Annotated in this window: 22 protein-coding genes; 12 read left to right on the forward strand and 10 right to left on the reverse strand. The window is 59.9% G+C overall.

The window, feature by feature from the left end:
• Positions 1–10 precede the first annotated feature (10 nt).
• From ACSHXH_RS02300 to ACSHXH_RS02320, 5 genes are all read left to right on the forward strand, one after another.
• Positions 11–1,015 (forward strand): adenosine deaminase, encoded by a 1,005-nt coding sequence (locus tag ACSHXH_RS02300; RefSeq protein ID WP_435670185.1) that lies wholly within the window; start codon positions 11–13, stop codon positions 1,013–1,015.
• Positions 1,012–1,644, forward strand: coding sequence for a uracil phosphoribosyltransferase (gene upp, locus ACSHXH_RS02305; protein WP_435670128.1), 633 nt, complete (start codon positions 1,012–1,014; stop codon positions 1,642–1,644). Before ACSHXH_RS02300 ends, upp begins: the two co-directional genes overlap by 4 nt.
• 57 nt (positions 1,645–1,701) lie before the next feature.
• Positions 1,702–1,857 carry a DUF6471 domain-containing protein gene (locus ACSHXH_RS02310; protein ID WP_435670129.1) on the forward strand — a complete coding sequence of 52 codons (156 nt, stop codon included), beginning with the start codon at positions 1,702–1,704 and terminating at the stop codon, positions 1,855–1,857.
• A complete protein-coding gene (locus ACSHXH_RS02315) occupies positions 1,815–2,615 on the forward strand; it encodes a hypothetical protein (RefSeq protein ID WP_435670189.1) in 801 nt (266 codons plus the stop codon). The genes ACSHXH_RS02310 and ACSHXH_RS02315 overlap by 43 nt, the downstream gene beginning before the upstream one ends.
• Before the next feature lie 124 nt (positions 2,616–2,739).
• Positions 2,740–3,414 (forward strand): hypothetical protein, encoded by a 675-nt coding sequence (locus ACSHXH_RS02320; protein WP_435670130.1) that lies wholly within the window; start codon positions 2,740–2,742, stop codon positions 3,412–3,414.
• Here the strand turns inward: ACSHXH_RS02320 and ACSHXH_RS02325 are convergent, their stop codons facing one another.
• Together ACSHXH_RS02325 and ACSHXH_RS02330 are read right to left on the reverse strand one after the other, a co-directional pair.
• Positions 3,415–4,440 (reverse strand): hypothetical protein, encoded by a 1,026-nt coding sequence (locus ACSHXH_RS02325; RefSeq protein WP_435670131.1) that lies wholly within the window; start codon positions 4,438–4,440, stop codon positions 3,415–3,417.
• 71 nt (positions 4,441–4,511) lie between these two features.
• The gene (locus ACSHXH_RS02330; RefSeq protein WP_435670186.1) at positions 4,512–6,140 is read right to left on the reverse strand and encodes an AMP-binding protein; all 1,629 of its coding nucleotides are present in this window, start codon (positions 6,138–6,140) and stop codon (positions 4,512–4,514) included.
• Between the two features lie 104 nt (positions 6,141–6,244).
• Here ACSHXH_RS02330 and ACSHXH_RS02335 point away from each other — a divergent pair, with 104 nt between their 5' ends.
• Both ACSHXH_RS02335 and ACSHXH_RS02340 read left to right on the forward strand, forming a co-directional pair.
• A complete protein-coding gene (locus ACSHXH_RS02335; RefSeq protein ID WP_435670132.1) occupies positions 6,245–6,895 on the forward strand; it encodes a sulfotransferase family 2 domain-containing protein in 651 nt (216 codons plus the stop codon).
• 171 nt (positions 6,896–7,066) lie between these two features.
• Positions 7,067–7,261 (forward strand): hypothetical protein, encoded by a 195-nt coding sequence (locus ACSHXH_RS02340; protein ID WP_435670133.1) that lies wholly within the window; start codon positions 7,067–7,069, stop codon positions 7,259–7,261.
• Between the two features lie 39 nt (positions 7,262–7,300).
• Here ACSHXH_RS02340 and ACSHXH_RS02345 read toward each other — a convergent pair whose 3' ends face one another.
• From ACSHXH_RS02345 to ACSHXH_RS02380, 8 genes are all read right to left on the reverse strand, one after another.
• Positions 7,301–9,487 (reverse strand): 3-hydroxyacyl-CoA dehydrogenase NAD-binding domain-containing protein, encoded by a 2,187-nt coding sequence (locus ACSHXH_RS02345; RefSeq protein WP_435670134.1) that lies wholly within the window; start codon positions 9,485–9,487, stop codon positions 7,301–7,303.
• A 23-nt stretch (positions 9,488–9,510) separates the two neighbouring features.
• Positions 9,511–10,722 (reverse strand): acetyl-CoA C-acetyltransferase, encoded by a 1,212-nt coding sequence (locus ACSHXH_RS02350; protein ID WP_435670135.1) that lies wholly within the window; start codon positions 10,720–10,722, stop codon positions 9,511–9,513.
• Between the two features lie 13 nt (positions 10,723–10,735).
• Positions 10,736–11,374: a glutathione S-transferase family protein gene (locus ACSHXH_RS02355; RefSeq protein WP_435670136.1), complete on the reverse strand. Its 639-nt coding sequence runs from the start codon at positions 11,372–11,374 to the stop codon at positions 10,736–10,738.
• Positions 11,375–11,693: 319 nt separating this feature from the next.
• Entirely contained in the window at positions 11,694–12,818 is a 1,125-nt protein-coding gene (locus ACSHXH_RS02360; protein ID WP_435670137.1) for an acyl-CoA dehydrogenase family protein, read from the reverse strand.
• Positions 12,819–12,853: 35 nt separating this feature from the next.
• Complete coding sequence (locus ACSHXH_RS02365; protein ID WP_435670138.1) at positions 12,854–13,066, reverse strand: hypothetical protein; 213 nt, start codon at positions 13,064–13,066, stop codon at positions 12,854–12,856.
• 37 nt (positions 13,067–13,103) lie between these two features.
• Positions 13,104–14,885 (reverse strand): acyl-CoA dehydrogenase C-terminal domain-containing protein, encoded by a 1,782-nt coding sequence (locus ACSHXH_RS02370; RefSeq protein ID WP_435670139.1) that lies wholly within the window; start codon positions 14,883–14,885, stop codon positions 13,104–13,106.
• Positions 14,886–14,912: 27 nt separating this feature from the next.
• Positions 14,913–15,317 carry a MerR family transcriptional regulator gene (locus ACSHXH_RS02375; protein ID WP_435670140.1) on the reverse strand — a complete coding sequence of 135 codons (405 nt, stop codon included), beginning with the start codon at positions 15,315–15,317 and terminating at the stop codon, positions 14,913–14,915.
• A gap of 293 nt (positions 15,318–15,610) precedes the next feature.
• Positions 15,611–15,982, reverse strand: a complete 372-nt coding sequence (locus ACSHXH_RS02380; protein ID WP_435670141.1) for a MerR family transcriptional regulator — start codon at positions 15,980–15,982, stop codon at positions 15,611–15,613.
• A 120-nt stretch (positions 15,983–16,102) separates the two neighbouring features.
• Between ACSHXH_RS02380 and ACSHXH_RS02385 the strand changes: the two genes are divergently transcribed.
• The 5 genes from ACSHXH_RS02385 to ACSHXH_RS02405 all read left to right on the forward strand — a co-directional run bounded on the left by ACSHXH_RS02385 (position 16,103) and on the right by ACSHXH_RS02405 (position 20,847).
• Positions 16,103–16,525 carry a PaaI family thioesterase gene (locus ACSHXH_RS02385; protein ID WP_435670142.1) on the forward strand — a complete coding sequence of 141 codons (423 nt, stop codon included), beginning with the start codon at positions 16,103–16,105 and terminating at the stop codon, positions 16,523–16,525.
• Position 16,526: 1 nt separating this feature from the next.
• Positions 16,527–17,045: a PaaI family thioesterase gene (locus tag ACSHXH_RS02390; protein WP_435670143.1), complete on the forward strand. Its 519-nt coding sequence runs from the start codon at positions 16,527–16,529 to the stop codon at positions 17,043–17,045.
• A complete protein-coding gene (locus ACSHXH_RS02395) occupies positions 17,038–18,366 on the forward strand; it encodes an MATE family efflux transporter (RefSeq protein ID WP_435670144.1) in 1,329 nt (442 codons plus the stop codon). Before ACSHXH_RS02390 ends, ACSHXH_RS02395 begins: the two co-directional genes overlap by 8 nt.
• A 215-nt stretch (positions 18,367–18,581) precedes the next feature.
• Positions 18,582–19,802, forward strand: coding sequence for a tryptophan synthase subunit beta (trpB, locus tag ACSHXH_RS02400; protein ID WP_435670145.1), 1,221 nt, complete (start codon positions 18,582–18,584; stop codon positions 19,800–19,802).
• Positions 19,803–20,043: 241 nt separating this feature from the next.
• Positions 20,044–20,847 (forward strand): hypothetical protein, encoded by an 804-nt coding sequence (locus ACSHXH_RS02405; protein WP_435670146.1) that lies wholly within the window; start codon positions 20,044–20,046, stop codon positions 20,845–20,847.
• Positions 20,848–20,901: the final 54 nt, after the last annotated feature.

Below are 20,901 nucleotides of genomic sequence, written 5' to 3' on the forward strand. Positions count from 1 at the left end.
GAGCCGTCCGATGGACGAAGATCAGATCGACCGGATCACGCGTCTGCCCAAGGTCGAACTACACCTGCACCACGAAGGGGCGGCCCCGCCTGCGTTTATCCGGGGGCTGGCGCAGGAGAAATCCGTCAACCTTGAAGGCGTGTTCACGTCGAATGGCGGTTATGCCTTCCGCGATTTTGTGCATTTCCTGAGCGTTTATGAAGCCGCGACAAGCGTGCTCAAATCGCCCGAGGATTATGCGCGACTGACCAAGGCAGTGCTTGAAGAAAGCGCTGCAAATGATGTGGTTTATTCGGAAACCTTTTTGTCGCCCGATTTCTGTGGCGGCGGCGATGTGGGCGCGTGGCGCGAATACCTGCATGCGATCAAGGACGCCGCCGACGAGGCGGAGCGGGACCACGGCATCATCCTGCGCGGGATTGTCACCTGCATCCGTCATTTCGGCCCCGACAAAGCCAAAGCGACGGCGCTCTGTGCAGCGGAAACCGCAGGCGACTGGATCGTTGGGTTCGGCATCGCGGGCGATGAAATGAAGGGCAAACCCAAAGACTTTGCCTATAGCTTTGACATGGCACGCGAAGCGGGATTGCACCTGACCGCGCATGCCGGCGAATGGGGGGGCGCGGCGTCTGTGCACGACGCGATTGACGATCTGGGAGTCACGCGCATTGGCCATGGCGTGCATGCAATCACCGATTTGGCCCTTGTGGATAAACTTGTGGAGAACGAGATTGTCCTAGAGGTTTGCCCGGGTTCCAACGTGGTGCTCAACGTCTACCCGAACCTTGCCGTGCATCCCATTGATACGCTGCGGGAACGCGGCGTCAAAGTGACTGTCTCGACCGACGATCCGCCGTTTTTCCATACCACGATGCGGCAGGAATATCTCAACCTTGCCAAGACCTTTGGCTGGGACGAAGCTGTGTTTGCCGAACTTAATGACACCGCCGCCCGCGCGGCTTTTTGCGACGACGACACGCGCGCGCGCGTCCTGAAACGACTGGAACGCATATGACCGATCACCTGACCATCGTTGACCACCCGCTTGTCCAGCACAAGCTGAGCCTGATGCGTGAGAAAGACACCTCGACCAAGTCATTCCGTCAGTTGTTGCGCGAAATCAGCCACTTGCTGGCCTATGAAGTGACGCGCAACCTGCCGCTCACCACCAAGCGGATTGAAACACCGCTGTGCGAAATGGATGCGCCGGTGATCGACGGCAAGAAACTCGCGCTTGTGTCGATCCTGCGGGCGGGCAACGGGTTGCTGGACGGTATTCTTGAACTGATCCCGGCGGCGCGGGTTGGGTTTGTCGGGCTTTACCGCGACGAAGAAACGCTCAAGCCGGTGCAGTACTACTTCAAGGTGCCAACCCAGCTTGATGAACGGGTGACGATTGTCGTCGACCCGATGCTGGCCACCGGCAACAGCTCTGCCGCGGCGATTGACCTGGTCAAAGAGGCCGGGGCCAAGAACATCATCTTCCTGTGCCTGCTGGCAGCCCCCGAAGGCGTCGCCCGCATGAAAGAAGCGCACCCGGACGTGCCGATCGTCACCGCGTCCCTGGACGATCACCTGAACGAGCTGGGCTATATCGTGCCCGGTCTTGGCGACGCGGGTGACCGGATGTTCGGGACGAAATAGCGGGGTACTGCCCTCCCTGAAATCCCACTGTTCAAGGCTGAGTTGAAACGTAAGGGGGTGACTTACGCCCAACTTGTTGAAAGGCTTGCTGATATTGGAATCAGTGAGAAAGAGGTGAACGTCGCCAACAAGCTGTCCCGTGGGAAGTTTTCGGCGGCGATTATGTTGGCATGTTTAAGCGCAGTTGGCTCAACGGTTTTACATTTGGAGTGATCGCAGGATTTCTCCTGACGCCTGCGTTAATCTTTGCCGCGATATTTTTTGGTATATCGCCAAGTGATTTCAGCCAGTCCAACGACCAGCCCAATGGCGGCGAGCAAACAAACCCAGAGGATGATCGCTGGTGGCTGATCCGACGGGTTGTCTACATGGATGACACCGCTGCTCAGTGGGTTATGATGTTTGCCACTATCTTCGCTGCATATCTTTTGTTGCGAACGCTGTGGACTACCCAACAGATGGCCGCAGACACTCAGCGCATTGGAGAAGCTCAATCCAGAGCGTACGTAACTTTTTCGGACGTGACTTTTTCTATAGTAGACGGCCCTTCCGCAAGAAAAATTAAAGTTAATGCGCTTTGGGATGTTTTGGGGCAAAGCCCCGCTCTCAGTGTTGCGATTGACATCAAAGCCGAAGCCTTTCCACAAAGCACTGAAGTTGATTTCAAGAAGTCTTTGGGAGAACGCAGCACGTCTCGCGACTATGGAAACGTCGAGCGGCGCAAAATCGGAACAGTTGATGTCGATCTTGATGTGTTGGAAAAAGACTTTATCGACGGGAAGGCTTTCTGGCTTCTTTTCTACCTCGAATATAAAGACGTTTTCGGGTCCGCATTCTACTACAGCGAAAAAATAAAACTCACCCCGACGCGCAAAGACCAACGGGCTTTTATGCAGAACAATGTCTTGAACGGGGTTCGCATCAACAGCGAAGGCATCTGGGGCAAGATTGAAGACAAGAGCAACCAGTAACGCCTTAATCACCGCTCAGCACCCCGCCGAAGCTTGGTGCGTTTGATACATAAGGCCGCGAAATAGACCTTTACACTCAAAAGTTGGGCAGGCAGTCTCGATGGACATCTGTGGGGACAGAGACATGACAAGACGTATCTTGACCGCCGTGGCCCTTGTGGCCGCAGGTTTTCTTTTGGCACCGGCCGCGTCGGCGCAGGGGTTGCAGGTTGGGCCACCGGCCGAGCTGCCGCCAGCCAGCTTTGACGGGCGACAATATGTTGACAGCCGAGGATGTGTCTATGTGCGCGCCGGAGTGGACGGGGCGGTCAACTGGGTGCCGCGCGTGTCGCAGGATCGCAGGTTGATTTGCGGTCAAACGCCAAGCCTGTCGCGGCCGCAGACCATCACCGCTGCTGCACAGCCCGCGCCGGTGATCATCACGCCGGAGCCCGTGGTCACTGCGCCTGTTCGCACGGTGCGCGCGCAGGCCGCCGCACCGCGACAGGTGGGTGCCCAGCCACGTCAGATTGCGCAGACCCATCAGACCGTGCAGCACCGGCCGCAGGTCCGGGAGGAACGGATTGTGCCCAAGCATGTCTACGATTCGCAGGGTGATACGCTGATCGCGGTGCCCAAGGGCTATCAACCCGCTTGGGACGATGATCGCCTGAACCCGCACCGGGCCCATATGACCCGTCAGGGCCATGCGGCCACGCAGCAGGTCTGGAGCAATACTGTCCCGCGCAGGCTGTTGACCAAGGATCAGAAGATCAAAGAGCCAGTGATCGTTGGACGCGGCAAGGGTCTTGGCCACTGATCATTCGCCGCAGATCCCCTGAAGGCGCAGCCAGTCTGCGTCGCTCAGAACGGGGCGTGGTTGCAGCCCGATCATTGGGTCGCCCTCGATCAGGGGCAGGGTGGTTTCGCCTGTGATATCCACTGCGTAGGCGTAGGGCGTGGTGCGCAGTTCGGCCATCTCGAAGCCTGCGATGATCACCTCATCAGACAGATGCACTGGCATGCGCGTCAAAAGAAATTCGCTGTAGTGTTCCAGATCGGCATCGGCCATCTGGCCCGTGGTGAGCAGACGCAGGCTTGACCATAGCCCGGTTTCGATCAGCATTTCTTCCAGTGGATCTTGCGTGAGGGCGCGCAGGCGTTCGGTCAGGATATAGCCTGCGGTGACGTCCGGTTCTTCCGGGTCTTCGACCAGAGAGCGGTTCAGCAGGATGCGCCCACCGGGCAAATGAGCGGTTTCGGCCACACCTGCGGGCAAGACCACCAAAGCACCGCGTTGCGCCGGTCCGAGCACGCGCGATGCCAGACGGCGCAGCGGTTCGCGGGCGTCGCGTGTCATGCAGGCCTGCCCCGAAATGCGGGTGATTTGCGCCAGCAGAGCATCGCCGATCTCGTTGCGTTTGACGGCGGGCACCACCTGGACCGTGTGCCGCAAGAGCGCGTCTGGCAGCCAGAACACGATTGTCCCAACCACAGTCGCGGCAATCGCCCCGGTGATCCAGAACCGCAGCTTGCCGGGTTTGGGACGGCTTCTGTCGATGGCCGACCGTACCTGTTCGATGGCGTCGATCATGTCGGCGCTTTTGTCGTCGAATTCGAGCGTTTCGCCGGGATCGCCATCGGGGTGGTAGATCGCCGGATGCTGGCCTTTGTTGGCACGCGCCACAGCCGCAATCGACCAATGCGCCAACACGTTGCCACGCAGATCAAGGATCGTCAGCGAGGCGTCGCCCAAGGACACGATCACGTCCTTGCGCTGGTCGCCGGGCGTTGCGCGCCAGACGCCTTCGGCCTCAAGCCGTTGAAACTCCTTCAGCGCTGTCATGCGGGCTGCTCTGCCTCATTCATTGAACGCAACGGTACACCCGCAGAAGATTTCGCGCAATGCGTGAGCTGCTACAGGGATTTTGCCCGCTCTCGGAGCTGGAATTTCTGGATTTTTCCAGTCGATGTTTTGGGAAGGTCTTCGAACACAACTGTTTTTGGGGTTTTAAACCCGGCCAGCCGCGCCCGGGCAAAAGCGATCAGCTCTTCTGCGGTGGCGCTGTGATTGCCTTTGAGTTCGACAAAGGCGCAGGGCACTTCGCCCCATTTGTCGTCCGGCTTGGCCACCACGGCACACAGCAGCACGGCATCATGCGCCATCAGGCAGCCTTCAACCTCGACCGAGCTGATGTTCTCGCCGCCCGAGATGATGATGTCCTTTGCGCGGTCGGCGATCTGCACATAGGTGTCGGGGTGCATCACCGCGATATCGCCCGAATGGAAATGCCCCCCGGCAAACGCCTCTTCAGTGGCTTTGGGGTTCTTTAGATAGCCCTTCATCACCGCATTGCCGCGAATGACGATTTGGCCTTGCGTGGTGCCGTCGCGGGGCACAGGGGTGCCTGCATCGTCCAGCACGTCGATCTTTTCCATCATCGGGAAGGCCACGCCCTGGCGGGCCTTGATGGCGGATTTGGCATCCTGGGTCATTCCGTCCCACGCCGCGCTGTTCCAGACACATTCCGTGACATGGCCGTAGGTTTCGGTCAGGCCGTAGACCTGCATCACGTCAAAGCCCAGGTCGCCGATCTTGGCCAGCGTGGCCGGGGCGGGGGGCGCGCCTGCGGTATAGACTTTGACCAGATGGTCAAACGTCCGACGCTCGGACGGGTCAGAGTTCACGAGCATGTTCAGGACGATGGGTGCGCCGCCGAAATGGGTCACGCCTTCGTCGGCAATCGCGTCATAGATTGCTTTGGCGCTGACATCGCGGCAGCAGACAACTGTGCCGCCCAGAAGCGGCATCATCCATGTGTGGTTCCAGCCATTGCAGTGGAACAGCGGCACAATGGTCATGTATTTGGGCCGCAACGACATTTCCCAGCTCACGGCGGTGCCCATCGTCATCAGGTATGCGCCCCGGTGGTGGTAGACCACGCCTTTGGGCCGCCCCGTGGTGCCAGAGGTGTAGTTGAGCGCGAGGCTTTCCCATTCGTCGTCGGGCATGATCCACGCGAAATCGGGATCAGCGTCTGCGAGCACGTCTTCGTATTCGGGATAATCGCTTGCGGCGTTCACGCCTTCATGCGGGTCTGCGACCTCGATCACCTTGGGGGCGGGGCCGTCCATGCGGTCGATGGCTTCGGCCAGAACAGGCAGGAATTGCGGATCGCACAGCACGACCTTTGCTTCGCCGTGGTCGAGGATATAGGCAATGGTATCAATATCAAGCCGGGTGTTGATTGTGTTGAGCACGGCACCGCAGGCGGGCACGCCAAAATGTGCTTCGGCCTGTGCGGGGATGTTGGGCAAGATCGTTGCCACCACATCACCGGGTTTTACACCCATCGCCGCCAGTGCAGAGGCCAGCCGCGTCACGCGGTCGTGATAGTCGCGGTAGGTCTTGCGGTGAGGTCCGTGGATCACAGCGAGTGTGTCGGGAAACACCTGTGCGGCGCGTTGCAGATGCGACAGCGGTGTCAGAGGCACATAATTTGCGGCCCGTTTCTCAAGCCCGGTTTCATCCCGCATCCAGCCCATGTTGCATCCTCCCAAAGCACGTACGATCTTCGACATAGCGCAGCTTTTGCGCTTTGGAAAAGCAAATCCTTGCGTTGGGGCAGGGGTGATGGCACCTCATTGGCATGATCATCTCTCCGGCGCGGGCCTTCATCTTTGTGCACATCCCCAAGACCGGGGGAACGTCGCTGGCGCTGGCGCTTGAGGACCGGGCGCACCGGGATGACATTTTGATTGGTGACACCCCCAAGGCGGTCAAGCGCAGGGGCCGGGTGAAACAGCTGCGCGCCAAGGGGCGGTTGTGGAAGCACAGCACGCTGGCGGATATTGACGGGGTTCTGTCCCCGTCGGAGCTGGAGGCGATGTTTGTCTTTACGCTGGTGCGCAATCCGTGGGACCGCATGGTCAGTTATTACCACTGGCTTGCGGTGCAAGAGTTCGACCATCCTGCGGTGACGCTGGCCAAAGCCGAAACGTTTGAGGGCTTTGTGCTGCATCCGCAGACGGATGCCAGCCTGCGGGCCTTTCCCTATGCGCGCTATGTCACGGATGCGGATGGTGTGTGCCGTGCGTCGGCCTTTGTGCGGCTTGAGTGTCTGGCGCAGGATTTGGCCCCGGTGGAGGCGCATCTGGGGTTTCGCCTGACGCTACCGCACGCCAACGCGTCTGCGCGGCCGCGCGATTACCGAACCGCCTATTCCGACCGGTCCGCGCAGGCCGTGGCCGAGATGTGCGCCCAGGATATCGCGCAGTTCGGGTATCAGTTTGATGCCTGATTTTTGAGCATAGGACTTTGGAGTGCTTATGAAGCGGGCGCGGCGCGGGTTAATGCTGCGTTGCGGCATTGTCGTTTACACGGAGTTAAGACCTCTGGCTTAGGCTGATCACACCGCCCGACAGAGGCGGATTGCGTCACAGGGAGGACACTTGCAAAAGGAGTACTCCCCATGTGTCTGACAGCCGAAGCTCTCGCTCTTTTCCTCAATATGATTCTTGTGCCTGATATCACGTCCGAGCCGGGGCGCATCGTGGTGCATGCCGAAACCCGCGATGCCCATTGGGTCGCGGTTGGGGATGAATGGTGCACGATGGCCCCCCAGATCGACCGGATGCAGCGTTTCGCAGCAGTGCAGGCCGACTGAACCCCGCAGGCCGGGCAAATGCCCAGCCTACGCAGAGGGTCAGGCCGCTTTGACCTTGGGTGCGAAGCGTCCGTAGAACGATTGGCCCTTGGTCGCCATGTCGCGCAGCAGGCCCGGGCAGGCAAAGCGGGTGCCGAAGGTTTCGGTCAACTGGTCACAGCGTTCTGCTGCGTATTCCGCACCCAGCATGTCGAGCCAGGACAACGGACCACCCGACCACGGCGCAAAGCCCCAGCCAAGGATCGCGCCCACATCGCCCTCGCGGATGTCCATAAGCACGCCGTCTTCCAGCGCGCGCACGGCCTCTAGCGATTGGGCAAACAACAGTCTGTGTTGCACGTCGATCAAATCGGGCTGGTCTTTGGCGTGCGGGTACTGCGCCTTGACGGTGGCGGACAGGCCCTGACGCTTGCCCGCGTCGTCGTAATCATAGAAACCGGCTTTCGCCTTGCGGCCCAGACGCCCTTGGGCTTCCATCCAGAAGATCACCTCGTCCACCTCAGCATCGGGATAGGCGTCGCCCATCGCCGCCTTGGTGGCACGAGCGATCTTGGCGCCCAGATCAATCGAGGTTTCATCGACCAATTGCAGGGGGCCCAATGGCATTCCGACCATCTTGGCGGCGTTTTCAATGAGGGCCGGGGCAACGCCCTCTTTCACCATGCGAATGCCTTCGTTGATGTAGGGAATGATGCAGCGGTTGGCATAGAAGAACCGCGCGTCGTTCACCACGATCGGCGTTTTGCGGATTTGGCGCACAAAGTCGAGCGCCTTGGCGACCGCGCGGTCACCAGTTGCCTTGCCTTTGATGATCTCGACCAGCATCATCTTCTCAACCGGGCTGAAGAAGTGGATGCCGATATATTGTTCGGGGCGCCTTGAGGCTTTGGCCAAGTCGCTGATCGGCAGGGTGGATGTGTTGGTGGCAAAAATGCAGTCGTCCGCGATAACTTTTTCGACCTCGGCTGTCACCTCGGCCTTGATCTTGGGGTCTTCGAACACCGCTTCGACAATCAGGTCACAGCCCGCGAGATCATTGTAATCCGTGGTCGCGGTGATCCGCGCCAGCATCGCATCCGCCTTGTCCTGCGTGATCTTCTTGCGCGACACACCTTTGCCCGCATAGTCGGCGGAATAAGCCTTGCCCTTGTCCGCCGCCGCCTGATCACGGTCCAGCAGCACCACCTCGATGCCCGCCTGCGCCGACACTAGCGCGATGCCCGCGCCCATCATGCCCGCGCCCAGCACACCAACCTTCTTGACGCGCTGATCGGCCACGCCGCCGGGCCGCACTGCGCCTTTTTCCAGAGCGCTTTTGTTGATGAACAGCGACCGGATCATCGCCGAGGACGATGGGTTCATGATCACGGATGTGAACCAGCGTGCCTCGATCCGCAGGGCGGTGTCAAAATCCACCATCGCGCCTTCGTAGACCGCCGACAGCAGCGCCTTGGCCGCAGGATAAACGCCCTTGGTCTTGCCGTTGACCATGGCTGACGCGCCAACAAAGGTCATGAAGCCCGCCGGGTGATAGGGCGCGCCGCCGGGCATCTTGTAACCCTTGGCATCCCACGGCTTGAGGATATCGGCGTCTTTGGCATTGAGCACCCAGTCGCGCGCCGCCGCCATCGGGTCGGCAGAGACCTCGTCGATCAGGCCTGCCGATTTGGCTTTGACCGGATCGCTCAGCTTGCCCTCCAAAAGGAAAGGTGACGCGGCCATCGCGCCCATCTTGCGCGCCACACGGGTCGTGCCGCCGGCGCCGGGGAAGATGCCGACCATGATCTCGGGCAGGCCGATCTTGGCCTTGGGATTGTCTGCTGCAAACACACGATGACAGGCCAGCGGGATTTCCAACCCGATGCCGAGCGCCGTGCCGGGCAGCACCGCTGCGACCGGCTTACCGCCCTTGTTGGTCTTGGGGTCCATGCCCGCGCGTTCGATCTTGCGCAGCACGCCGTGCATTTTCATGATCCCGTCAAACACCGCCTCGGCGCCCGCTTCCTTGAGCGTGGCCAACACGTTGAGATCCATTCCGGCGGCGAAATCCGCCTTGGCGCTGGTGATGATGATGCCCTTGACGGCGGCGTCCCCCAGCGCGTCCTCCACCAGATCATTGAGCGTTTGCAGGCCCTCAAAGCTTAGCACGTTCATGGATTTTTCCGGGACGTCCCAAGTGATCGTCGCAACGCCTTCGGCGTCTTTGGTCATTGTGAAATCGGTCATTGTTGTGATCCTTTTTCGCGTGTTCAAACGCGCTCGATAATCGTGGCTGCGCCCATTCCGGACGCAATGCACAACGTGGCAAGGCCGGTGCCTTTGCCGGTGCGCTCAAGCTCGTCCAGCAGCGTGCCTATGATGATAGCGCCGGTGGCCCCCAACGGGTGGCCCATGGCGATCGACCCACCATTCACGTTGACCTTGCCCGCATCGACGTTGAAGGCCTGCATGAAGCGCAGAACAACGCTGGCGAAGGCCTCGTTGACTTCGAAGAGGTCAATGTCGGAAATGCTCATCCCGCTGTCGGCCAAAATCTTCTCCGTCACCGGCACTGGCCCGGTCAGCATGATGGTCGGATCGGTGCCGATCTTGGCGGTGGCTCTGATGCGCGCGCGGGGTTTCAGACCCCATTTCTCACCAAACGCCTTGTTGCCGATCAGCACACCCGCAGCCCCATCAACGATGCCCGAGGAATTACCCGCATGGTGGATATGATTGATCCGCTCAAGATGTGGGTACTTCATCAGCGCAATCGCATCGAAACCGGGCATGACCTCGCCCATCTGCTGGAAGGCGGGATTGAGCGCGCCAAGGCTTTGCATGTCGGTGCCGGGACGCATGTATTCGTCGTTATCCAGAATGGGCAGGCCGTTCTGATCCCTGACCGTCAGGATCGACTTGGCAAAGCGGTTGTCATCCCACGCCGCCTTGGCACGCCGCTGACTTTCCACGGCAAGCTGGTCCGCATCATCGCGGCTGAACCCGTATTCGGTGGCGATGATATCGGCGGAAATGCCCTGCGGCACGAAATAGCTCTCCATCGCAACGCTGGGATCCACGGCAATCGCCGCGCCATCGCTGCCCATGGGGACACGGCCCATCATCTCGACCCCGCCTGCGATATAGGCGTCGCCGGCACCGCCGCGCACCTGGTTCGCCGCGAGGTTCACCGCCTCCATCCCGCTCGCGCAGAAGCGGTTGATCGCCAGACCGGGGATCGATTGATCCAGCCCCGAGGCCAGAACGGCGGTGCGCGCAAGGCAGCCGCCCTGTTCGCCGACCTGAGTCACATTCCCCCAGATCACGTCCTCAACCGCGTGGCCCTCAAGCCCGTTGCGATCCTTCACCGCATCGAGCACCTGCGCAGACAGGCGCACCGATGTGACCTCGTGCAGACTGCCATCCTTGCGGCCCTTGCCTCGCGGTGTGCGCAGCGCGTCGTAGATATATGCTTCGGTCATGGTCTTCTCCGTCTCAGGCCCGATCCGCAGGGGATCCAGGCATCAAATCGTAAGGGTGTTTCCAGCCGGGCAGGCCCTGAATGCCTGTCAGCCAGCGGTCGATATTGGGCCACTCCGCGCGGTCAAACCCGAACGGTTCGGGGTAAAACAGATAGCCGCAGCAGGAGATATCGGCATTGGTCACGCCATGCCCTACGATCCAGTCGCGGCCCTCAAGATGCGCATCCAGCACCGCATAGGCGGCCTTCAACCGCCCTTGGGTAAACCCGATCACGTCCGCCGGGCGTTTGTCTTCGGGCAGGAAGTTCATCAGAAAACGCGTCAAGCCCGCCTGCGATGACAGCTTGTGATTGTCCCAGAAGACCCAGCGCATGATTTCGCGCGCTTCTTCAGGGGTGGCCCCACCGAATTTGCCGGACTGCTCCGAGATATACATCTGGATCACACCCGATTGCGTCACGCGGACATCGCCGTCCACCAGCACAGGGGCCTCGCCCATCTCGTTGAGGGTTGCGCGGTATTCCGGCGTGCGGGTTTCGCCGCCAAAGAAATCCACCTTGATCGGTGCCCAGTCGAGCCCGCTCAGCTCCAACGCGAGTGCGGCCTTGTAGGCATTGCCGGATTCGCCGAAGCAGTAAAGTTGGATGGTCATGCGGTTGGTCCTTGTTGGTTTCTGTTGCAGGGGCGCTGCCCCCGTCGCCTGCGGCGACTCCCCCGGAGTTTATTTGGCAAGATGAAGTAGGAGGCCGTGTCTTCTTTACCAGGCGTTAAGGTTAATCGGTGAATGGTAAGCCTGCATGGCAGACTGGAGAGTTGCGCCATGTGCAAGGTGAAGCCCCGCCAACCGTGCCTGAAACCGCGTGGTAAAGAGGCCGACAGGCGGGGTGGAGCTTGCCGTGCGTCTTCATCTTGCCGGATAAACTCCCGCCGGAGGCATGCTGCGCTATCCACGTGCAAAAAGGCCGGGCGCATCACAGCGCCCTCGCAATCAGTTCTTTCATGATCTCGTTGGTGCCGCCGTAAATCCGCTGCACGCGGGCATCGGCCCACATTTCGGCGATGGCGTATTCCTGCATATAGCCGTAGCCGCCGTGCAGTTGCACGCAGTCATCCAGCACTTCGCCCTGCGTGTCCGACAACCAGTATTTCGCCATCGCGGCCTTTTCGACCGTCAGGGCCCCGCGCAGGTGTTCCTCCATGCAATTGTCAAGAAACGCGCGGGCGACGGTGGTCTTTGTCTGGCATTCAGCCAGTTTAAACCGCGTGTTCTGAAACTGCGTCAGGGGGCCACCGAACGCCTCGCGTTGCTTGCAATAAGCGATGGTGCGGGCAACCGCGCCTTCCATCGCGCCCACGGCGCCGCACCCGATGATCAACCGCTCTTGCGGCAGCTGGGTCATCATCTGGTAAAAGCCTTTGCCTTCCTCGCCGCCCAACAGGTTCTCGGGGGCGATCTCGACATTGTCGAAAAACAGCTCGGACGTATCGGCGGCGTGGCAGCCGATTTTCTCAAGGTTGCGGCCGCGCTGAAAGCCGTCCGCGCCATCGGTTTCCACGACAACCAAAGACGTTCCTTTCGATCCCAGGGCGGGATCGGTCTTGGCCGCCACGATGATCAAGTTGGCATGTTGGCCGTTGGTGATGAACGTCTTTTGGCCGGACAGGCGGTAGGCGTTGCCATCGCGGACGGCGCGGGTCTTGATGCCTTGCACATCTGATCCGGCCGCGGGTTCGGTCATCGCCAACGCACCAACCAGTTCGCCTGTGACCATTTTGGGCAGCCAGCGCTGTTTCTGTTCTGCGGTGCCGTAAGCCAGCACATAATGCGCCACGATCCCGGAATGGATGCCGTGGCCCCAGCTTGCCAGATTTGCGCGGGCGGCTTCCATCAGGATCACCGCCTCATGGCCAAAATCGCCACCGGCCCCGCCGTATTCTTCCGGCACGGACGGGCAGAGCAGGCCAAGTTCCCCGGCCTGTGCCCATGTTTCGCGGTCCATCTGGCCTTGGTTGCGCCACTTTGCGTACAAGGGCTGCCATTCTGTCTCGATGAATTTGGCGGTCATCTCGGCAAGCATTTGGTGCTCGTCGGTCATCCAGTTTGATCGCATGGCTCCCCCCAGATCCCGCATTATTGTTTTCGCCTGTCCAATTCGGCGGTGAACAGTCTCAGGCGATGCGACAGCGCGTCCGTGTCGGTCACGCTGTCGAAATTCTCGAACAGGAAGGACAGTGCTTCGCCTTCGTCCAGACCCGCTTCATCGGCGAACCGTTTGAGGCGGCGATAGCCGTCTTCTGTCATCGCGGCCGGAAACCGGCGGGTCAGGCGAAAGCGTTTCGGCATCTCATCCCTCAATGGGTGGGCAGCGTGCCCACCCGCTTCAAAAATTCGCGGCCTCCAGTGCCATGACGGTATCTGCACCGGATTCGATCCGCGCGAGGTGCATCTTTGTCGCCGGAAGCTGTCGTGCCATATAGTAGCGCCCGGTCGCCAATTTTGTCTCGTAGAACGCCACGTCGGACGCACCGTCTTTCAGCGCCTTGGATGCGGCAAGCCCCATCCGCGCCCACATGTAGCCCAAGCAGACATGGCCAAACATGTGCATAAAGTCATACGATCCGGCCAATGCGTTGTTCGGATTTTTCATGCCATTCTGCATGAAATACATCGCGGCGGCTTGCAGGTCTTTTGAGGCGGCTTTGAGCGGCTCAAGAAACTGAGTGTCGAAATCCGCGTCCTGGCCTTTGGTTTCGGAGGCGAAGGTCTTGATCATGTCGAAGAACGCCATGACGTGCTTGCCGCCATCTTGAGACAGCTTGCGGCCCACCAGATCAAGCGCCTGAATGCCGTTTGCGCCTTCGTAGATCATGGCAATCCGGGCGTCGCGGGCGAATTGGGACATGCCCCATTCTTCGATATAGCCGTGACCGCCATAGACTTGCTGGGCGTTGACCGCCATCTCGAACCCTTTGTCGGTCTGGAAGCCCTTGATGATCGGGGTCAAAAGAGAGATCAGGCCATCCGCTGTGGCGTCGTCGTTCTTGTGTGCGCGGTCGATCAGGTTTGATCCCCAAAACGTAAACGCGCGCGCGCCTTCGACAAAGCTTTTCTGATCCATCAGGTTGCGGCGAATATCGGGGTGCACGATGATCGGGTCTGCGGCCTTGTCCGGCGCCTTGGCCCCGGTTACATCGCGGCCCTGAAGCCGGTCATTCGCGTAGGCCACGGCGTTTTGATACGCCACTTCGGCCTGTGCATAGCCCTGAAGGCCAACGCCCACGCGGGCTTCGTTCATCATGGTGAACATCGCGCGCATGCCTTTATGCGCCTCGCCCACCAGATAGCCGGTTGCATCGTCATAGTTCATGACGCAGGTGGCGTTCCCGTGGATGCCCATCTTTTCCTCAAGCTTGCCAACAGACACGCCGTTGCGCGCGCCCAGCGATCCATCCTCGTTCACAATGAACTTGGGCACGATGAACAAAGACACGCCTTTGATGCCCTCAGGCCCGCCGGGAATTTTCGCCAGAACAAGGTGAATGATGTTCTCGGCCATGTCGTGGTCGCCTGCCGAGATAAAGATCTTCTGGCCAGTGACTTGGTAGGTGCCATCTTCCTGCGGCACGGCCTTTGTGCGCATCATTCCCAGATCGGTGCCGCAATGCGGTTCCGTCAGGTTCATGGTGCCCGTCCATTCGCAGGTGGTCATCTTGGGCAGGTATGTCTGTTTCTGGGCATCTGATCCGTGCACATAGATCGCCGAATAGGCACCATGTGTCAGGCCCTGATACATCTGGAACGCCATGTTCGCCGACACGAATGGTTCCTGCGAACAGGTTTGCATGATGTAGGGCAGGCCCTGACCGCCATATTCGGGGTCGCAATCCAATGCGGTCCAGCCGCCATCGCGCATCTGGTCAAACGCAGCCTTAAACCCGTCTGGCGTGCGCACAACACCGTTGTCCAGCACACAGCCTTGGGTGTCGCCAACGCCGTTGAGCGGCATCAACACATCCGATGCCAGCTTGCCCGCTTCCTCGATCACCGCGCCTGTGAACGCGGGGTCCAATTCGTCGTAGCCGGGGATGTCCTGGGCCGAGACGTTCAGCACATCGTGCAGAATGAACTGCATGTCTTTCACCGGGGCGGTATAGCTTGGCATTGCGGTCTCCCTAACGTGTGTGGCGGCCTATTCAGCCGCCCTTTTGCTCTGATCCATGGAGGCGAGCATCTTTTCGCCCCAACGCATTTGTTCCTTCAGCTCGTCAATGGCCGTGGTCAGCTCATCGCGCTGGGCTTCCATGTCGGACAACCGTGTCTGCGCGATCTCATAGGTGCGGGCCAATTGGGTCTGTTGCTGGTCACCCATGTGATACAGGTCGAGAAGTTGACGAATCTCTTCCAGGCTGAAGCCAAAGCGCTTGCCGCGCAAAATAAGCTTGAGCCGCGCGCGGTCGCGCTTGGTGAACAGCCGCTTTTGACCTTCACGAATGGGGAACAGCAGTTCCTTGGCTTCGTAGAACCGCAAAGTGCGCGGCGTGACGTCATACGCGTCACACATCTCGCGGATTGTCATGGTGCGGTCGTCGGTCATTGTCGTTGTCCTTTTCCGGTGCCGTCAATGGCATCGAAATGCGAAGGCTCGGCCCTTCTTACAATGGGAATTTACGTTGACGTAACTCAGACGCCACGTCACTTTTTTGTTGACGTAAGATAAGGCAACGTCACCCGCTGCCGCCCGAAACTTTCTTTCAAAGCGCTTTGATCGAAGGTTTTGGCGCAGAGTGCGAATGCGCGCTTTGTGGTCACTGCCCGCGCGCGCGACTCACCTTGTGATGCGGAATTTGGTGCAGACGCGCCGGTTGGTGCAGGGCCGGGATCGGAACGTCAGCCAACCAGATTTTTGGCAGTGTCGTCGCGCAATTTCTGCAATTCGGCGATGGCGGCGTCCAGTTGCTTGCGTTGTTCGTCCAGTTCGCCAAGCTGCTGGTCGGCCAACGTCACCCATGCGCGCATCTGCGCTTCGGTGCCGTCATTTTCGTAGATCAACAGCCATTGACGGATGTCTTCAAGCTGAAACCCGAATTTGCGGCCGCGCAAGATCAGGGTCATGCGCGCCACTTCCTTGGGGCCGTACCAGCGCGATCGGCCTTCGCGTTCGGGCTGCAAGAGTTCGATGTATTCGTAGTATCGAAGGGTGCGCGGCGTCACGTCAAACCGGGTGCACATTTCTTTGAAACTCAGACGCTGGTCGGTCATGTTGTCCCCTTTTCCCAAAGCAACAATAAAAGCGACCTGTCCCAAGGGCAACCATGCGTTCGCACCGCTGGCATCACGGGCAGAACCGGCGTAAACGAAGACAACACACAAGGGACGCCCATGACCGCCGACAAAGCCAAAATCGCGCACCAGTTCATCGCCACCATTCCGCACTCAAAAGCGCTGGGTATGGAGATCACGTCGCTGGAGGACGGTGTCGCTGAAATCACCATGCCCTATGACGAACGCTTTATCGGAGACCCCAAGACCGGGGTCATTCATGGCGGCGCGGTTTCGGCTCTGATGGACACCTGCGGCGGCGCGGCTGTCATGAGCCATCCGGACGCGCCTGCGGGCACAGCGACGATTGACCTGCGCATCGACTATATGCGCGCCGCCACCCCCGGTCAGGCGATTACGGCCCGCGCCGAAGTGTATCACATCACGCGCTCGGTGGCTTTTGTTCGCGCCACCGCGTGCGACGACGACACAGACCGCCCCGTGGCCACGGCCACCGGTGCCTTTACCGTGGAGGGCCGCTGACATGGCGCGCACGGCCCCGGAACCGGTTCAGATCGTCAAGCAGCGCCGCGATGCCGCGCTCAATGCCTTGGTGGGCGGTGTGCCGTATATCAACTTCATGGGCATCAGCTTTGACCGGCGCGGAGACGAGCTCACCGGAATTTTGTCGTTCGACGAAAAGCTGATCGGCAACCCGATGCTGCCCGCGATCCATGGCGGTGTGACAGCGGCATTTCTCGAAGTCACCGCCGTGATCTCGCTCAGCTGGGCGTACATTTGGGAAGATTTCGAAAGCGGCGCGTTGGATGTCGAGGCGCTTGCCGCCGGAGACCTGCCGCGTCTTCCCAAGACCATCGACTTTACCGTGGATTACCTGCGGTCCGGCCTGCCGCGCGATGCCTATGCCCGTGCGACCATCACCCGCGCGGGGCGGCGTTATGCGTCGGTGCAGGCCGAGGCCTGGCAGGACAATCGTGACCGGCCCTTTGCACAGGCCACGGCGCATTTCCTGATGCCACGGCCCGACACCTCCGGTGACTGACACGGCCCCGGCACCGCGTACCATTACGAACACACGCGTTCTCAAGATCGCTCTGCCCATCGTTCTGTCCAATGTCACCATTCCCCTATTGGGGGCAGTGGATACGGCGGTTGTTGGCCAGATGGGGCTGGCTGCCCCCATCGGGGCGGTGGGCATCGGGGCGATTGTTCTGTCGGCCATCTACTGGGTGTTCGGTTTTTTGCGCATGGGCACCACCGGGCTGGCCGCACAAGCGTTGGGGCAAGGCGATCGGGCCGAAGTGGCGGCAATCTTGACCCGTGTTCTGATGATCGGTTTCTCCGCAGGTGCACTGATCATCGTGCTGCAAGTGCCGCTTTTGTGGGCGGCGTTCCGCATTGCCCCTGCCAGCGACGAGGTGGAAACCCTTGCGGGCGGCTATATGGCCATCCGCATCTGGTCGGCCCCCGCTGCCATCGCGCTTTTCGGGATCACCGGCTGGTTGATCGCGCAGGAACGCACCCGTGCGATTCTGGTGCTGCAAGTCTGGATGAACGGGCTCAACGTGGGTCTGAACTTTGTGTTTGTTCTGGGCTTCGGCTGGGGCGTGAACGGTGTGGCCTTTGCCACCTTCCTTGCGGAATGGAGCGGGTTGGCGATGGGCTTGTACCTGTGCCGTGCGGCGTTCCGGGTGCCTGACTGGCGCAATTGGGCGCGGGTGTTCGAGCGGTCCAAACTGGTGCGCATGGCGCGGGTCAATTCCGATATCCTGATCCGGTCGCTGCTGCTTGAGGCGATTTTCCTGTCCTTCATGTTCCTTGCCGCCGATTTCGGCGACGTGACGCTGGCAGCCAATCAGGTGTTGCTGCAATTTCTCTATATCACGGCCTACGCGCTGGATGGGTTTGCCTTTTCCGCCGAAACGCTTGTGGGGCAGGCGGTGGGCGCACGGGCGGTGGCTACCCTGCGCCGCGCAGCGGTGGTTGCAAGCCTGTGGGGACTTGGTGCCGCGATGCTGCTGGCGCTGGGGTTTTGGGTGTTCGGCAATGACATCGTGGCGGTCATGGCCAAAAACACCGAGGTGCAGGACGCCGCCGCAGCCTACCTGCCATGGATGGTCTGCGCGCCGGTCCTCGCGCTGGCGTCATTCATGTTTGACGGCATCTTCATCGGGGCCACCCGGACGGCGGACATGCGCAACATGATGTTGGTGTCCGCATTGATCTATGCCGCGGCGGCATTTGCGCTGGTTCCGAGCTTTGGCAATCACGGGCTGTGGATCGCCCTGCTGATTTCGTTTGTGGCGCGCGGGCTGACCCTTGGTGCGCGGTATCCGGCGCTTGAACGGTCGGTTGCGGATTAACCGGGCATGCCGTCTCTGTTGTGGCGGTTCAGGCGCGGGTGGCAAGCGGCACGAAATAGACTGCACCATATTGTGTTCTGCAACAACCAGCCACGTCGAACTGACTTTCGCCCTGCGTTTCGAAGCGCGGTTCCCAGGCGCCTTAGACGGCGCTTGCCCTTGCCCCTCGGGTCACACCCCGCTACCTGTGTGCCGTTCGACAAAAGAGGCACGCAATGAACGATCTATTCAACAGCTTCATGACTGGCCCCGACGAGAAGGGCCGGTTCGGTATCTTCGGTGGTCGGTTCGTGTCCGAGACCCTGATGCCGCTCATTCTTGAGCTGGAAGAGCAATATGAGCGCGCCAAGACCGATGACAGTTTCTGGTCGGAAATGGATTTCCTCTGGAAGCATTATGTCGGCCGCCCGAGCCCGCTTTATCATGCCGAACGCCTGACCGACCATCTGGGCGGCGCGAAAGTGTATATGAAGCGTGACGAGCTGAACCACACCGGCGCGCATAAGATCAACAACGTGTTGGGTCAGATCATCCTTGCCCGCCGCATGGGAAAGACCCGCATCATCGCCGAAACAGGTGCCGGCCAGCACGGCGTGGCCACCGCCACTGTCTGTGCCAAGTTCGGCCTGAAATGCGTTGTCTACATGGGGGCGCATGATGTCGAACGTCAGGCGCCCAACGTGTTTCGCATGCGACTTCTGGGTGCCGAAGTGATCCCGGTCACATCTGGGCGGGGCACGCTCAAGGACGCGATGAATGACGCGCTGCGCGACTGGGTCACGAACGTGCGCGACACGTTCTACTGCATCGGCACCGTGGCCGGTCCGCACCCGTACCCGGCAATGGTCCGCGATTTCCAGGCGATCATCGGCAAGGAAACCCGCGAACAGATGCACGAGGCCGAGGGCCGTTTGCCCGACACCCTGATCGCCGCCATTGGCGGTGGGTCCAACGCCATGGGTCTGTTTTATCCGTTCCTCGACGACAAAGAGGTCAACATCATCGGCGTTGAAGCGGGCGGCAAAGGTGTGAACGCAAAGATGGAGCATTGCGCGTCGTTGACGGGTGGTCGTCCGGGCGTGCTGCATGGCAACCGCACTTATCTCTTGCAGGATGATGACGGCCAGATCCTCGAAGGGTTCAGCATTTCCGCCGGGCTGGATTATCCCGGCATCGGCCCGGAACACGCGTGGCTGCACGACATTGGCCGCGCGCAATACGTGTCGATCACCGACACAGAGGCGCTAGAGGCGTTCCAGCTGTGTTGCGCGCTTGAAGGGATCATTCCCGCGCTTGAGCCGTCCCACGCGCTGGCGCATGTGATGAAAATTGCACCTGAGCTGCCGAAGGATCACATCATCTGCATGAATATGTGCGGACGTGGCGACAAGGATATCTTTACCGTCGCCAAGCATCTGGGCTTTGAGATGGGCTAAACGCGCATCGCACAAACCTTCGGTCTAAACCCGAATTTCAAACCCCTTGTGCCTTTGGTTCGAGGGGTTTTTTGTTGGGCTCAAACCGCAAGGGTCCGCCTAAACCATGGTTTAGACGCATGGAGCGGCGGTTTATAGCCCCCTCCCTAAACCGTCTGCAAATATCATCGCGACATCCAAGAGGTCAGTGTTGTTGGTGTCTGCAGCATGGCAGGCCCAATGGACACGAAAGGACTTAACCGTGAAAAAGACAGTGATGACCGCCGTATTCGCCACACTGACAGGCACCATGGTGTTTGCACAATCCGCCACCGATCAGATCGTCAATGACCTGAAAGGGCAGGGGTTTGATCGCATCGAGATCGACAATGGTATCGACCAGATCAAAGCCGAGGCGATCCGCGGCACCCAAAAGCTCGAAGTGGTGTATGACCGTGTCACCGGCAACATCCTCAAGCAAGAGGTCGAACGCGTCGACTCTGACGACGATACGCGCCCCGGTATCGAAATCCGCAACCGCGACCGGAACTTTGTCGATGTTGCCCGCGGGTCGGACAATTCCGGCCTCGGAACTGGAGTGGTCTCTACAAACCTGCCCGATGGATACACCGACACGGATCAGCTTGTCAGCGATCTTCAGGCGCAGGGTTTCACCCGGATCGAGGTCAAAAATGGTCTGACCCAAACCAAGGTCGAAGCCGTTCGTGGTACCGAAAAAGTCGAGACAGTGTTTGATCGGGCTACAGGTGCCGTGATCGAGCAAGAGATTGAACGCGTCGATTCTGACGATGACACCGCCCCCGGCGTATCCATTCGCGACCGCAATCGCGATTTTGCCGATGCTGGTCGCTCTGATGATGATGACGACGATGACGATGATCGTCGTGGGGGCCGGGACGACGATGATGATGACGATGACCACCGTGGCGGCCGCGACGATGACGATGATGACGATCGGGATGATGACCGCGACGATGACGACGACGATGATGACAACGACAGTGACGATAATGACGACGATGACGACGATAATGACGACGACTGATACGTCTGATAGCTAACTGGAAGAGGGGTCCGCCGCATTGGTGGGTCCCTCTTG

The sequence above is a fragment of the Marivita sp. genome (assembly GCF_051251565.1).
Lineage (GTDB): Bacteria > Pseudomonadota > Alphaproteobacteria > Rhodobacterales > Rhodobacteraceae > Marivita.

Bases quoted from the DNA above. Each gene is read 5' to 3' on its own strand.
- ACSHXH_RS02300 (WP_435670185.1), top strand. From the start codon at position 11: ATGGACGAAGATCAGATCGACCGGATCACGCGTCTGCCCAAGGTCGAA.
- upp (WP_435670128.1), top strand. From the start codon at position 1,012: ATGACCGATCACCTGACCATCGTTGACCACCCGCTTGTCCAGCACAAG.
- ACSHXH_RS02315 (WP_435670189.1), top strand. From the start codon at position 1,815: ATGTTTAAGCGCAGTTGGCTCAACGGTTTTACATTTGGAGTGATCGCA.
- ACSHXH_RS02320 (WP_435670130.1), top strand. From the start codon at position 2,740: ATGACAAGACGTATCTTGACCGCCGTGGCCCTTGTGGCCGCAGGTTTT.
- ACSHXH_RS02325 (WP_435670131.1), bottom strand. From the start codon at position 4,440: ATGACAGCGCTGAAGGAGTTTCAACGGCTTGAGGCCGAAGGCGTCTGG.
- ACSHXH_RS02330 (WP_435670186.1), bottom strand. From the start codon at position 6,140: ATGGGCTGGATGCGGGATGAAACCGGGCTTGAGAAACGGGCCGCAAAT.
- ACSHXH_RS02335 (WP_435670132.1), top strand. From the start codon at position 6,245: ATGATCATCTCTCCGGCGCGGGCCTTCATCTTTGTGCACATCCCCAAG.
- ACSHXH_RS02340 (WP_435670133.1), top strand. From the start codon at position 7,067: ATGTGTCTGACAGCCGAAGCTCTCGCTCTTTTCCTCAATATGATTCTT.
- ACSHXH_RS02345 (WP_435670134.1), bottom strand. From the start codon at position 9,487: ATGACCGATTTCACAATGACCAAAGACGCCGAAGGCGTTGCGACGATC.
- ACSHXH_RS02350 (WP_435670135.1), bottom strand. From the start codon at position 10,722: ATGACCGAAGCATATATCTACGACGCGCTGCGCACACCGCGAGGCAAG.
- ACSHXH_RS02355 (WP_435670136.1), bottom strand. From the start codon at position 11,374: ATGACCATCCAACTTTACTGCTTCGGCGAATCCGGCAATGCCTACAAG.
- ACSHXH_RS02360 (WP_435670137.1), bottom strand. From the start codon at position 12,818: ATGACCGACGAGCACCAAATGCTTGCCGAGATGACCGCCAAATTCATC.
- ACSHXH_RS02365 (WP_435670138.1), bottom strand. From the start codon at position 13,066: ATGCCGAAACGCTTTCGCCTGACCCGCCGGTTTCCGGCCGCGATGACA.
- ACSHXH_RS02370 (WP_435670139.1), bottom strand. From the start codon at position 14,885: ATGCCAAGCTATACCGCCCCGGTGAAAGACATGCAGTTCATTCTGCAC.
- ACSHXH_RS02375 (WP_435670140.1), bottom strand. From the start codon at position 15,317: ATGACCGACGACCGCACCATGACAATCCGCGAGATGTGTGACGCGTAT.
- ACSHXH_RS02380 (WP_435670141.1), bottom strand. From the start codon at position 15,982: ATGACCGACCAGCGTCTGAGTTTCAAAGAAATGTGCACCCGGTTTGAC.
- ACSHXH_RS02385 (WP_435670142.1), top strand. From the start codon at position 16,103: ATGACCGCCGACAAAGCCAAAATCGCGCACCAGTTCATCGCCACCATT.
- ACSHXH_RS02390 (WP_435670143.1), top strand. From the start codon at position 16,527: ATGGCGCGCACGGCCCCGGAACCGGTTCAGATCGTCAAGCAGCGCCGC.
- trpB (WP_435670145.1), top strand. From the start codon at position 18,582: ATGAACGATCTATTCAACAGCTTCATGACTGGCCCCGACGAGAAGGGC.